Annotated in this window: 14 protein-coding genes and 1 pseudogene; 8 read left to right on the top strand and 7 right to left on the bottom strand. The window is 38.9% G+C overall.

The features are described from left to right. Window positions 1–82 precede the first annotated feature (82 nt). Together ACPPVU_RS16430 and ACPPVU_RS16425 are read right to left on the bottom strand one after the other, a co-directional pair. Window positions 83–883: an amidohydrolase gene (locus ACPPVU_RS16430; protein WP_426667610.1), complete on the bottom strand. Its 801-nt coding sequence runs from the start codon at window positions 881–883 to the stop codon at window positions 83–85. Between the two features lie 49 nt (window positions 884–932). Then, complete coding sequence (locus ACPPVU_RS16425) at window positions 933–2,078, bottom strand: methionine aminotransferase (protein WP_426667609.1); 1,146 nt, start codon at window positions 2,076–2,078, stop codon at window positions 933–935. A 183-nt stretch (window positions 2,079–2,261) separates the two neighbouring features. Between ACPPVU_RS16425 and ACPPVU_RS16420 the strand changes: the two genes are divergently transcribed. The 5 genes from ACPPVU_RS16420 (at window position 2,262) to ACPPVU_RS16400 (ending at window position 6,694) form a co-directional block, all read left to right on the top strand. Then, the gene (locus tag ACPPVU_RS16420; protein WP_426667608.1) at window positions 2,262–2,753 is read left to right on the top strand and encodes a hypothetical protein; all 492 of its coding nucleotides are present in this window, start codon (window positions 2,262–2,264) and stop codon (window positions 2,751–2,753) included. Between the two features lie 146 nt (window positions 2,754–2,899). Beyond that, a complete protein-coding gene (locus tag ACPPVU_RS16415) occupies window positions 2,900–3,868 on the top strand; it encodes an ABC transporter substrate-binding protein (protein WP_426667607.1) in 969 nt (322 codons plus the stop codon). Next, window positions 3,868–4,737 (top strand): ABC transporter permease, encoded by an 870-nt coding sequence (locus ACPPVU_RS16410; RefSeq protein ID WP_426667606.1) that lies wholly within the window; start codon window positions 3,868–3,870, stop codon window positions 4,735–4,737. The genes ACPPVU_RS16415 and ACPPVU_RS16410 overlap by 1 nt, the downstream gene beginning before the upstream one ends. Then, entirely contained in the window at window positions 4,734–5,483 is a 750-nt protein-coding gene (locus ACPPVU_RS16405) for an ABC transporter ATP-binding protein (protein ID WP_426667605.1), read from the top strand. The genes ACPPVU_RS16410 and ACPPVU_RS16405 overlap by 4 nt, the downstream gene beginning before the upstream one ends. A 686-nt stretch (window positions 5,484–6,169) precedes the next feature. Next, window positions 6,170–6,694 carry a hypothetical protein gene (locus ACPPVU_RS16400; RefSeq protein ID WP_426667604.1) on the top strand — a complete coding sequence of 175 codons (525 nt, stop codon included), beginning with the start codon at window positions 6,170–6,172 and terminating at the stop codon, window positions 6,692–6,694. A 46-nt stretch (window positions 6,695–6,740) separates the two neighbouring features. On the opposite strand, the gene ACPPVU_RS16395 is transcribed toward ACPPVU_RS16400, so the two are convergent. Further along, window positions 6,741–8,027, bottom strand: a complete 1,287-nt coding sequence (locus ACPPVU_RS16395; protein ID WP_426667603.1) for a PQQ-dependent sugar dehydrogenase — start codon at window positions 8,025–8,027, stop codon at window positions 6,741–6,743. A 412-nt stretch (window positions 8,028–8,439) separates the two neighbouring features. Between ACPPVU_RS16395 and ACPPVU_RS16390 the strand changes: the two genes are divergently transcribed. After that, entirely contained in the window at window positions 8,440–9,132 is a 693-nt protein-coding gene (locus tag ACPPVU_RS16390) for a hypothetical protein (protein WP_426667602.1), read from the top strand. Between the two features lie 55 nt (window positions 9,133–9,187). Here the strand turns inward: ACPPVU_RS16390 and ACPPVU_RS16385 are convergent. Further along, a pseudogene (locus ACPPVU_RS16385) lies at window positions 9,188–10,137 on the bottom strand (aldo/keto reductase). A gap of 14 nt (window positions 10,138–10,151) precedes the next feature. After that, a complete protein-coding gene (locus ACPPVU_RS16380; protein ID WP_426667601.1) occupies window positions 10,152–10,391 on the bottom strand; it encodes a hypothetical protein in 240 nt (79 codons plus the stop codon). Between the two features lie 88 nt (window positions 10,392–10,479). Between ACPPVU_RS16380 and ACPPVU_RS16375 the strand changes: the two genes are divergently transcribed. Beyond that, window positions 10,480–10,737, top strand: coding sequence for a DUF3820 family protein (locus tag ACPPVU_RS16375; protein ID WP_426667600.1), 258 nt, complete (start codon window positions 10,480–10,482; stop codon window positions 10,735–10,737). A gap of 68 nt (window positions 10,738–10,805) precedes the next feature. Next, on the top strand, window positions 10,806–11,453 hold the full coding sequence (gene msrA / locus ACPPVU_RS16370; RefSeq protein ID WP_426667599.1) for a peptide-methionine (S)-S-oxide reductase MsrA: 648 nt from the start codon (window positions 10,806–10,808) through the stop codon (window positions 11,451–11,453). Window positions 11,454–11,494: 41 nt separating this feature from the next. On the opposite strand, the gene corA is transcribed toward msrA, so the two are convergent. Next, window positions 11,495–12,622 carry a magnesium/cobalt transporter CorA gene (gene corA, locus ACPPVU_RS16365; protein ID WP_426667598.1) on the bottom strand — a complete coding sequence of 376 codons (1,128 nt, stop codon included), beginning with the start codon at window positions 12,620–12,622 and terminating at the stop codon, window positions 11,495–11,497. Beyond that, the gene (locus tag ACPPVU_RS16360) at window positions 12,623–13,234 is read right to left on the bottom strand and encodes a WbqC family protein (RefSeq protein WP_426667597.1); all 612 of its coding nucleotides are present in this window, start codon (window positions 13,232–13,234) and stop codon (window positions 12,623–12,625) included. Between the last annotated feature and the right edge of the window lie 2 nt (window positions 13,235–13,236).

Raw genomic sequence — 13,236 nt, 5'->3', positions numbered from 1 at the left:
CAACTAAATCAACCAACAAATTAAGCAGTTTGAAATGATATTTTGTCAAAGAAAATGTTTAACCCTGTCAATTCATGTTTCCTTATAAGGGAGGAACACTAACCTTATTCTTTATCTCAAAAATATCAGCATCTTTTAGGAAGGGCAAGGCACGCCTGGTTTTTGCTACCTCATCACCAATAATAGAAAAGGTGTAAACATCTTCCTCATCGCGTTTATAATAAATTACAGTTCCGTTTGGACTGATACAGGTGGAGTCGCCAGAATGATATATTTCATTTCCATCATGCCCCACACGGTTCACACCGATCACGTAGGCCTCATTCTCAATAGCTCGGGCCGGTATTAACGTGCGCCAGTGAAGAGCTCGGCGTTCGGGCCAATTGGCTACTATGATAAGCAGATCATAAGTTTCATTAACATTCCGCAGCCATACCGGGAAACGAAGGTCATAACAAATTACCGGGCATATTTTCCAGCCTTTAAGTTCTACGATCAATTTTTCTGTTCCTGCAGTATAAGTAAGATGCTCTTTTGCAAGTGTGAACAAATGCCTTTTATCGTAATAATGGTATTTCCCATCCGGGCGCATCCAAATAAGACGGTTATAAAATTTTCCATCTGCCTTTATGATCAGGCTTCCTGTAACAACGCATTCAAACTGTGTTGCCATTTTATGCATCCAGATCATGGTTTTGCCATTCATTGGTTCAGCCAGTTTTTCCGCGTTCATGGTGAAACCCGTATTGAACATTTCGGGCAATATGATCAGGTCGGTCTTTTCACGTATGCCATTTAAGCGCAGGGAGATATTCTGTAGATTTTTGTCAATATTTTCCCAGAAAAGATATCCCTGGAATAGGGTAATTTTTAGATTTTCCATGTAGATATTTAAATCCTGAATTAATTTTAAGAAATAATTCTTTAAAAATTTAAACTTTAATTAACCTATCAACGGCTTTATCCAAAGTTTCTTGCCTTTTGGCAAAACAAAATCTTAACACATGATAATCAGTCCCCTGATTATAGAAGGCTGAAACAGGTATAGATGCCACACCAATTTCCTTGGTTAGTCGTATAGCAAGGTCAGTATCATTTTCATCAGTTATTCTACCATATCTTACTGACTGAAAGTAAGATCCGGCACACGGCAATATTTCAAAACGGCTGCTTTTTAATCCCTCTCTGAAATAATCTCTCTTTTGTTGAAAGAATTCCCGCAGACCCAAGTAAGTTTCTTCATTTTTTAAATATTCAGCAATGGCTACCTGCATTGGCGCATTTACACAAAATACCAGGAACTGGTGTACTTTCCTGAATTCATTCATCAAATCTGCAGGGGCCATGCAATAGCCTACTTTCCAGCCAGTTGCATGAAATGGTTTCCCAAATGAAGCTACAATAAAACTGCGCTGTTTTAATTCAGGATAACGTGCCATGCTCAGATGCGACTGTCCATCATAGATCAGATGTTCATATACTTCGTCGCTCAAAATCAGAATGTCCTGATTTTTCACAATAGCGGATAATTCATCAATATCTTTTTGCTGTAAAATAGTAGCAGTAGGATTATGCGGCGAATTGAGAATGATCATTTTTGTGCGACTGTTAGTCAGCCTTTTTACCATATCCCAATTTATTCTATAATCCGGTGGCTCCAGCTCCAGCGATTTTACTATTCCTCCGGCTACTTTAATAGCAGGAGCATAACAATCAAAAGCAGGTTCAAAAATAATTACTTCATCATTAGGACGAATAACGGTAGCAATGGCCGTAAATATGGCCTGTGTACCGCCGGCTGTAATGGTGATTTCAGTATCCGGATCATAATTTACGCCATATAGTTTCTCTGTTTTTCGGCTTATTTGTTCACGTAAAGGCATATAGCCCGCCATTGGCGCGTATTGGTTGTGGCCCTTCTTCATAGCCTGGGTCACCAATTTTATCAGTTCCGGAGAGGTGTCATAATCAGGAAAGCCTTGCGAAAGGTTAACAGCGCCGACTTCATTAGCTAAAGCCGACATCACTGTAAAAATGGTAGTGCCAACCTGGGGTAGTTTTGAAACAATAGGTATCATGCCGCGCTAAATTAGTGATATTATTTTGAATGGATGGATATACAGCTGTAAGCTCCCCGCAATTATTAATTGATGAGTTATTTAATTACTTTGATTTTTTAGATATAAAATTTTGATTATTAACTATTTAAGTTATATATTTAATGTAACAAACCAGTTACAAATCAATTAAACCTCAAGGACATGAAAAAGTTTATTTTGGCTACTTTGGTGGCCCTTTCATTTGCCGGTATATGCCGGGCACAGGCGGGAAAGATGCTTTACAAGGCAGATTATTCTTCAAGTTTTACCATGGCTGATCCGAGTTATTCCGAAAAAGTATTGACACTATGGAAAGACTATGAAAATAATACATTAGACAAGCATGCGGATATGATATCGGATACGGTTACGATGTTGCTTGCGGATGGGACATTAGTAAAAGGCAAAGCCAATAATATGGCAGGCGTAAAAGACTTCAGAGGCTCAATTAAAAATTTAAAAGTAAAAGTTGATGCGTGGATGAGCATAAAAAGCCTGGACCGTGACGAAAATTTAGTGTGTGTTTGGGGAAATGAGACTTTTACAGATAAGGACGGGAAACAGGTTTCAAGACGTATGCAGGAAGTATGGGGATTTAACAGTGCCGGAAAAGTTTCACTTATGTTGCAGTATGTAGGGCAGGGTAGTATGTAGAAATATCAAACGGAATAAATAGGCTGCCAGATGGTGGCCTTTTTTGTTTATCAAGAACTTGTAAAAGTTTTGACAATTAGATGCGGATTTCCTTGCCATTTGCCATTCTGCTTTCACCTTTCCACCGCTTTATTTAACTTAGCCAGATGAAGCTTCTAAAATATCTCCCTTTAGTTTTTATAGTTATCCTTTTTGCATCCTGTCATTCCGAAAAAAGCAACGTACCGGTTGTCGGTTTTGTTGACGCCTTTGAAGATGCCACCATCTCACAAGCCCGTGTAGGGTTTACAGATGCGCTCAAGAAAAATGGATTTAGCGAAAGCCAGAAAAATATTAAAATAGAATACCGTAACGCGCAGGGAGATATTCCGACACTTACACAAATTGTCAATTATTTTGTTTCGGAGAAAGTTGACCTGCTGGCGACCTGTACAACTTTATCGACAATAACCGCAATACAAAAGACTAAAACCATTCCAATTTTCGCGATGGTATCGCCCACACCGGCCAGGATGAATGTTATCAGTTCTACCGGGGAGTCACCCGCTAATTTGTTTGGCGCTGTAGAGGAACTGGCTTATATCGATACCTCATTTTCTATTATACCGAAATTGTTAAAGCCCAAAGGAACAAAATTGGTGATAGGGATGATCTATAATCAATCAGAACCCCAATCAGCCGATGCGATGAACCGTATTAAGTCATTGGCTGATAAGTTAAATATTACACTTGTTGCGTTGCCACTCAATTCATCTGCGGATGCGCAATTGGTCACACAATCTTTACTAAGCAAAAACATTGATGCGTTCTTTGCTAATCCAGATAATACTGTATTTGCTTCTTTTGAGACTATTCTGAAAAGCTGCAACCAAGCCAATGTGCCGATTTTTACCAGTGAATCAGGTTTAGTACAAAGAGGGGCAGTGGCAGCTTTTGGAGCGGATATTTACCAATGGGGGTATCAGGCAGGTGAACAGGCCGCGCAATTTTTAAAAACGCACAAAACAGATGGTTTAAAGCCCGAAATGGTGAAAATACGCAAGCGGATATACAATCCTGTTGCAGCGAAGAAATATAACATCACTGTTCCCGCAAATTTTGAAGCTGTGAAATAATGGACTTTTACCTGACCGCATTATTACAGGGGCTTTGCTTTTCAGCTATTGCAATGGGTATTTATATCTCGATGAAGATATTCAATATCCCTGATATTACGACTGATGGCAGCTATACGCTCGGCGGGGTGGTAACAGCAGTTTTGTTAACACATCATTTGCCTGCTTATGTTATTTTACCCATAGTTATTGTTGCAGGCGCTATAGCAGGTTCTTTGACGGGGATCATTCATACCAAACTAAAAATTAATCCATTGCTTGCCGGTATCTTAGTAATGACGGCCTTGTATTCAATTAACTTACTCATCTTAGGCAGATCAAATGTTCCAATAGGGAATTTTCCAAATCTGTTTACAATCATCAATATCTCCACCAATCCTAATCATAATTCCTTTTGGATACTGATAGTTTTTGTTGTGGTTATCACGCTAATAATCGGCTATTTACTGAAAACAGACTTCGGTATTGCCATGCGGGCCACCGGGAACAGCGAATCCATGATACGCTCGTTAGGCGTAAATACAGACCGTATGAAGATCATAGGATTAGCATTGGCTAATGCTTTAACGGCACTAAGCGGCTCGCTTTTCACCCAATTACAGGATTTTGCCGATATAAGCATGGGCATAGGCATCGTAATAACCGGGTTAGGCTCTGTAATAATTGCCGAAACATTGATTAATTGGTTCCGTATCACCTCTGTTTGGCTAAGCCTTGTCCTGGTGCTTTTAGGAGCCATCATATTTCAATTCGTTTTAGCTATTACATTGAGTATTGGTGTTGATGCTACTTTACTAAAACTGGTAACAGCAGTATTTGTATTGCTGATCGTCAGCCTGCCGCGTTTATCCTTTAAAAGTTCATCATGATCGATCTGAAAAACGTCCATAAAACTTTTAACAGGGGTAAAGCCAACCAGGTTGATGCTGTTAGTGGCGTTGATTTACATGTCAATGAAAAGGAATTTTTGGTTATTGTAGGCTCTAATGGTTCTGGTAAAACCACATTGCTTAATTTGATTGCAGGCAGCGTATTACCAAGTTCGGGGAGTATTTATATTGATGACAACGATGTAAGTAAATTGCAAGACTATAAACGCAGTAAATGGATAGCACGTGTTTTTCAAAACCCTTTAAGCGGTACAGCACCAGACCTGAGCATACTGGACAATTTCCGATTAGCAGCTATACGGACAAAAGCTAAAGGTTTATCTATCGGCGTAAATGATCAATTTAAAAAATCTGTAAAGGAAAAAATTGCCCTGCTGGGTATGGGGCTTGAAAATAAGATAGAACAGCCAATGGGTACCTTATCCGGCGGGCAAAGACAAGCGCTTACCCTGCTGATGAGTGTAATGGATAGCTGCAAAGTGCTGCTACTTGATGAACCAACTGCTGCACTAGATCCACGTTCGGCAGAAGTGGTAATGAAGACAGCAGATAAGTTGACTAAGGATTTTGACCTGACCACAATACTGATCACCCATAATCTTAAAGATGCCTATAATTATGGCGATCGTATCATCCAGATGGCCGAAGGAAAGATCATCAAAGATATGGACGGGCAAAAGAAATCAGCTTTAAAACAAAATGATCTTTTTGATTGGTTTGGGTAGGGTAGTTAATCAGTGATTAGTTAACCGGTGATTAGAGATTGGTTGATTAGTGATCAGTTAATCAGCGATTAGTAATCAGTATTAGAATTTAGAGCTTAGGATTTTAGGATTTAGATTTTTAAAAAATGCCGTTCACATTCTACGCACGAACGCTGTGAACACTGTATGAACGACTGTTTATCAGTAGGTTAACTTTTTAATCAGGTCCGTTTTTACGTTTTTTTACCATTTGCGTGAACGCTATTTTTGTTAATAGCTGATTATAAGTCAATTAAGTGTTCATGGGTTTTTAGAAAGTCAATAGTGTCGTGCCAATTAAGAACTGACGTTTAGTCCTGAGTCGAAAGTTGAGTCGTGAGTCAGAAATTCACAAAATTGACTTAAGACTTACGACTTACGACTGTCGACTCGACACGGGTCACATTTGCATGTTAACCATTTAAGTAGCTTAATTGATTTTCATTAGCTTCTTAAATTTTATATCTTTGCAAAAAAGATATAAAAATGCTACGTCTTAATTCTTTCCGCCAAATAAACTCTAAACGACCCATGGGATCGTTGCGGAAGGGCTATGCATTTACAAAACTCTTCTGCTCACCGGTTTAGTCTTAACCAGACTTACCTGAAAAAACATCAATTTATTATTTATTAATCCGGGTTTTACCCGAATTTACATTTTTAAGTATATGGACATTTATTTGACTATAGAAGAGAAGTATTTAAAGGCTGTTGATCACTTGAACTATGGCAAAATCACAAAGGCATTAAAACTATTAAATGCCATTATAGCTGACGAGCCATTTTATGCAAGAGCACATTACCAATTAGGTAAATTATATTATTACGAGATAAACGATTACCAGGCAGCGGGATATCATTTTAAAACCTGTGTGGAGCTGGAGCCATCGTTTCCTGATGTGTATTATTACTATCTGCATTTATTGGTTTTCCTCAGAATGGAAAAGCTGGCGTATCAAATCGGGCAAAAAGCCTTAGTTGTACCTGGAGTAAATATAGCCTCCATTTACAATCAGTTAGGATTAATGGCTGAAAGGAAAAAGGAATGGAATAATGCCGTTGAAGCTTATCGGAAAGCATTTCTGGAAACAACTTATAAAACTGAAAAGGATAATATCGAAGAAAGTATTGAAAGGGTGAAAGCAAAGAAGCACCAGGCTAAAAAATACAATTATGAATTATTATCCAACTAAAAAGTCCCCGGGATACCGGGGACTTTCACTTAGTAAAATCGATCTGTTATTTTTTGTAGGATATCTTGTAAATAGTTCCACGGCTGTCATCGCTCACATAAATAGAGCCATCTGGGCCTTGTGCAAGTCCGCACGGACGGCGTAATGCAGCACCTTTGGCTTTTTGATCTGCTGTACCTGCAAAACCATCTGCAAATACTTCCCATTTGCCTGAAGGCTTACCATCTTTAAAGGGCTGGAAAACTACAAAGAAACCTGCCTGCGGCTCCGGTGCTCTGTTCCATGAACCATGGAAAGCAATGAATGCTCCGTTCTTATATTTAGCAGGGAACTGGTTGCCGGTATAAAACATTAACCCATTCGGCGCAAGGTGGCCAGGAAAAGCTGCCACCGGATTGATCGCATTTTGGCCGCCTTCTTTTTTGCCATCGCCGCCATACTCGGGCATTAACATTTTTTTATGGGTTTGCCAGTCATAATACATATAAGGCCAGCCGGCATTATCACCTTTTTTCAATGCATACATACATTCAGCTGGTAATTCGGCTGATTGTTTTACTGTAAAGTATTGTGGGAAAAGATCATGCAGTTGGTCACGGCCATGCTGCATTACATACAGTTGGTTGTCCTGTTGGTTCCAGGTAAGGCCAACAACGTTTCGCAAGCCTGTGGCGTAACGTACCCCATCACCATAATGCTGATTCGGTTTGCTGTCGCTAAACTGCCATATACCGGCTGCTGAATCAAGAATAGGGCAGCCTTTTTGACCTGGCGATCCTTTTTGGCGATCCTTTACCTGGCATGCATTAGAATAGGCGCCAATGTTTACATATAGATGTCCTGCGTTATCCAGCGTAATTGCTTTAGCTTCGTGCTCGCCTCTGCTTATTAAACCGGTAACTATCTTTTCCGGTTTATCGGGATTGATCACCTCATTATTCGCATTCAGCTTATAACGAAATACTTCCTCGTCTGATGAAGCATACAAATAACCATTTTTAATACTGATACCGGTACCGCCAAAATTGCCAAAGCCGCTTTTTATTTCTGCTTTTCCGCCGTTTTGATGCAACAGAAGGATGCCTTTGCCTTTTTCAAGGCCTCTAAGCTTTACATATATTTCTCCCTGCGGAGTAACAGCAATATGCCTGGCACCTCCGATCTTATCAGCGATAATGCTCGCGTTAAACCCTGCAGGAAGTGTAAGTCCTCCGTTATTTGCATCATCAAAAGTGCTCTTTTTACGAATATCGCTTTTCAGGGCGAGAAGTAATAAAATGCCCGATATTGCTAATACGGGTAGTAAGATGGTTCCCCATGCTTTTCTTTTCATAATAGTTATGTTTTGATACCAAATTTAAAATAATATGCAGCAAATATCGAAATGTGTTTTGTATCAATACAAGGACAGGACGGCTAATTTATTAATTAGGGGATGTTTTTTTCAACACCATATTATTGATCATAAAAATATGCCGGAATGCCAACAGTCTTTAGTCAATTTCGTGCTTTTCCGACTCAAGACCTCAGACTTTCAACTCAGGACTAAATGTGAATTCTTAATTGAACACGTCGCTGGAATGAAAAATCTTTCATCTAAATTTCATTTCTATTTTAATTATATTCTGTAATAAGAAAAATATTTAAAATTATATTCTGATTTATATATGATACATATTTTATAGTATCGTAATATTAAACCTTTGCAGACTAGGGATGTCATAATAATACAAAACTTGAAAACGATGAAAAAGTTAATTATAACATCAGCAATAGCATTAAGTGGTTTAAGTTATAATACTGCTAACGCACAAATAAGAATACATTTAGGTTTAAATTTTGGCCCACGTCCGGTTGTTTATGAGCCTGCAAGGGTTGTAGTTGCACAGCCTGCCGAATATTGCGAACCCGCTAATTATGATGGTAATGAAGACTACTATTATTTACCAGAGGTAGATGCTTACTACAGTATTCCTAATCAATGTTACTATTATAATAATGGCGGTCAATGGGTATCAGCTGCTTATCTGCCCGGCGCATACCGCGATTTTGACTGGCGTACAGCACGCAGGTTTGAAGTTCGTGCCCCAAGACCTTTTATGCACGATGATTATTACAGAACCAGGTATAATGGTGTAGCATTCAATGGTAATTGGGATCGTGGTTATAATAGAGGTTATGCTAATGATCATCATTTCAATCATGATCAGTTTAGAAGATATAATCAAAGATTTGATAATAACAGGGGATGGAATGACAATCGTCAGTTTAATCAAAACAGGAATCAACATTTTGATAATGGCGGAAACCGTAATAATCAACACATGGAACAGAACCGCAATTTTGATAGGGTGGGAGCCGAACAGCATTTTGCTCAAAACAATCCTCAAAAAGGTGGTTGGTCAAATGGAAACAATCACAGGCAAGGTAAATTCTAATTTTCCATCATATACAATAATGAAACCACCGTGCTTTTCGCCGGTGGTTTTTTTACTAATACTTGCTGGCCTTTGTAAGCATCTCTATAGTATCTTTATGCAAGTCAAGTTCTAAAGCTTTTGTTGTTTCATGCAGTTGTTTTACACTGGTAGCACTGGCAATAGGGGCGGCAATGCCAGGCCTTGCTATTACCCAGGCAATAGCCACACTGGCTGGAGTTGTATTATATTCTTTAGCCACTTTATCCAATGCATCTAAAATCTTGAACCCACGGTCATTCAAATATTTCTTAACGCCACCGCCGCGCTGACTTTTTGATAGATCATCCTGCGAACGATACTTACCGGTTAAAAACCCGCTGGCTAATGAATAATAGGTTATCACACCAATATTATTTTCTTGGCATATAGGTTCCAGTTCTTTTTCGTAGCCTTCGCGATCATATAAATTGTACTCGGGCTGAAAAGTCTGATAGGTTTCTAAGCCGTTCTTCTTACTTATTTCAAGTGCTTCCTTAAACCGGTCTGCGCCATAATTTGATGCACCAATGGTTCTTACTTTTCCCTGTTTTATCAGGTTAGTAAAAGTTTCCATTGTCTCTAACAAGGGCGTATTCTTATCATCATCATGCGATTGGTATAAGTCGATATATCTGTTTGCAATCGTTTTAATGAATCCTCAACTGCACGGGTGATATAAGCTCTGGATAATCCTTTTTTATCCGGCCCCATAGGTTTACCAACTTTGGTAGCTATGATTACCTTATCCCTTTTCCCTGATCTCTTGATCCATTCACCAATAATTGTTTCCGATTCGCCACCTTTATTTCCGGGTGCCCAGGCAGAGTAAACATCTGCTGTATCAATAAAATCTAACCCGGAATCGACATAAGCGTCTAATAGATCGAAGGATGTCTGTTCATTTGCTGTCCATCCAAATACATTGCCACCAAAGCAAAAAGGGGTTACTTTGATACCTGATGTTCCTAGTTCGCGTTTCTGCATAAAATAAATAAGTATTAATGTTTCGAAATTGCTATTTGCTCTACCAATTCATCTACCCAACCATAAAAATAGGGCTCGGTACCTGATATCCTTTCCCATTTACCTCTATTGTCCATTGCGATAACAAGGTGTAAAGAACCATCTATGGATTGAAATTCATAGGCCTGTGTATAACCGGCCATATCTATATGGGTAACTATTCCATCAACTGAGTTATCAGACCCAGTTAATGTGGCTTCAAATTGTTCTTTCATGGCATTCAAATTTAATATTACAACGCCTGCTCCTGACATGTGTTTTATTATTTTTACCATTATATGGACATAATGCTACTTTTACCACGTGGAATATTTAAACCCTGATCCGAAAATTCTGACTGACCTTGTAAAAACCAAAATCCATTTTGGGAAATATAAAGGTACCTTACTATGTGACTTACCGGTGTATTACCTGGAATGGCTAAAGAACAAAGGATTTCCGCCTGGGAAATTGGGCATGCTGTTATCGAGCGTTTATGAAATAAAAATCAACGGCTTAAGCAAAATACTTACACTAGTTAAAATGGCACATCAGGATGGCAAGGATATTACTCAGCAATGACTAACCTAACATCCGGCTCATTTAGCTTTGCGTATGTTTATGAAAGTAAACAAGTTTAAGTTTTAGATATGAAAAGAGTCTCATTATACATCGCCGCAATCCTAATATTCTATGGATGCGCCAACGGACAAAGCCGTAACGATTTCGCAACTGTTCCACAAGCTAAGGCTGGCGAAAGTATCGCCACATTTGGCGGTGGTTGTTTCTGGAGTATGAGCGAAGCAATGTCCGAATTAAAAGGAGTGAATAAAGTAGTTTCAGGCTATGCAGGCGGGACAACCAAGAACCCAACCTATGAAGATGTAGGCACACAAACAACAGGGCATGCAGAGGTAGTACAGATATACTATGATCCTAAAGTAATCAGCTATGAAACCATAGCCAAAGCTTTTTTCTTCGCACATGATCCTACAGAGCTTAACCGCCAGGGACCAGATGAAGGCACTGACTATCGTTCGATAGCATTTTACCGTACTCCGGAAGAAAAAGACATTTTACTGAATACGATTAAGAAGGTAAATGAGACCAAACATTATAGCGATCCTATAGTAACCCAGGTTGTTCCGTTTAAGGCATTTTACCCCGCCGAGAAATATCACCAGGGATATTATCGCTTACATGGAGATAACCCATACATAAGCAATGTATCTGAACCTAAAGTAATGAAGTTCAGAAAAGCGATGAAGGCTGAATTAAAGCCCGATTTTCAGAAATAAAAGAAAAGTGCCCTTGTAAATCAAGGGCATTTTTCTTTTCATTATAGTTTACTGAACCAACCCTTTTTCCAGAATACAATAACCTGCATTACGGCAATCAAGAGCATCCCCAGCAAGGCATAAACATAACCATGCGGTGAGTATAATTCGGGCATATTTCCTGGCATTACTTTATTGGAAACTGGGTCTACACGGGCAAAATTCATTCCGTAAATGCCAGCAACAAATGTTAACGGAATAAATATGACGGAAATAATGGTAAGCACTTTCATGATCTCATTCATGCGGTTGCTTACCATTGATAGATAAAGATCAATAACACTGGATGTGATTTCTTTATAATTTTCTACCAAATCCATAATCTGTATCACATGATCGTAAGCATCGCGCAGAAATACTTTAACTTCGGGTAGTATCAAAGGGTTTTCGGTACGAATCATTTCATTGATCTTATCCCGTTCAGGCCAGGTGGCACGGCGTATGATAATCAGTATTCTTTTAAGCGCCTGCGCATTATACATTACGCTTTTGTCGGCGCTGTTATAGAGGCGGTCTTCTATTTCATCCAGCATGTCACCCACCTGTGCCATCATTACAAAATAATTATCCAGAATGGTATCCGTTAGCGCATAGCACATATAGCTTGGACCATCGGTGCGAATAGATCCTTTACCTGCCTTAAGACGGAGTTTAACTGCTTCAAAATACTCATCGTGCGTTTCTTCAAAACTAATTATGATGTTTTCTTTCACGAGTGCCGAAAACTGGCAGTTAACCAACTCATTTTCCTTATTAAAATGGATGATACGGCTCGTGCTGAATACATAATCATCATATTCATCAAATTTTGGCCGCTGATGAGTATTTACAATATCTTCTAATACTAGTGGGTTAATGCCAAGATGGCTGCCAATTCCTTCCATCAATTTAGCATCTCCCAAACCTTTTACCTGTATCCAGTGACTATGGTCGCTACATTTTTTAAACTGCGCAAGTATCACTTCCAGGGTTTTACCTTCAGAACTTACAAGTTCCTTCTCATTATAGCTGTAAACCATAATGATGGGTTTTAAGGCATCATCGTGAATATTGATAGTACCTGGTTTTGCACCTACTTCAATGGGATGCTTGCGGGTTTTATAACGTATACGCTTTATCGCTTTATTCATTTATAAATAATTTAAGGATTGCGGTCCCTGATTAAACAATAGGTCAACAATGCTCAAATTTTTCATAAAGCCATGTCGTTCCCCAAAAACCTGGAAATACGGTTTTTGTTCAAATGGAGCAGTTTTTTTAGGATGAATATTTTGCCTGAAATCGTTAAGATTGGTATACTCTGGTTCATAGCCCATCGTAAAGTTAATGCTTGCTTTGATTTTTAATAATTTCAGTAACATCTGTAGTAATTTTTCATTGTAATCAAAAAGGAAAGCTTCTTTAGTTTCATAGAAAGGAGCAAAATAATCTTCATAATATTCAAAATAAGCAGAGCGCCTATAGCAAGCCTGCAGGCTCATCCAATGTAAACGTTGCCAGTTAAAGTCATAGCTGATCTTTACATCTTTTACCGGTGTATGCACTTTTGACCCTTTTACCACAGGCACTACCAATGTTAATATACCATCGGGCGAATAGATGTTAGCCCGGTTACGATAGGTTTGTTTAGGGAAATGCTCGTGCTTTTCGATCAGGAAATCAGGGTTGTAGCTGTTCAATTTCCCGAAATAATCAACAGGGGGCAGATAAAACATGGGCAGTACAGCGCCTTTTTCAATCATAT

Origin of the sequence: Mucilaginibacter sp. McL0603 (assembly GCF_049992945.1) — a bacterium.
Lineage (GTDB): Bacteria > Bacteroidota > Bacteroidia > Sphingobacteriales > Sphingobacteriaceae > Mucilaginibacter.
Note: the sequence above shows the minus strand (reverse complement) of the source record. Positions and strands in the feature narration are given on the sequence as shown.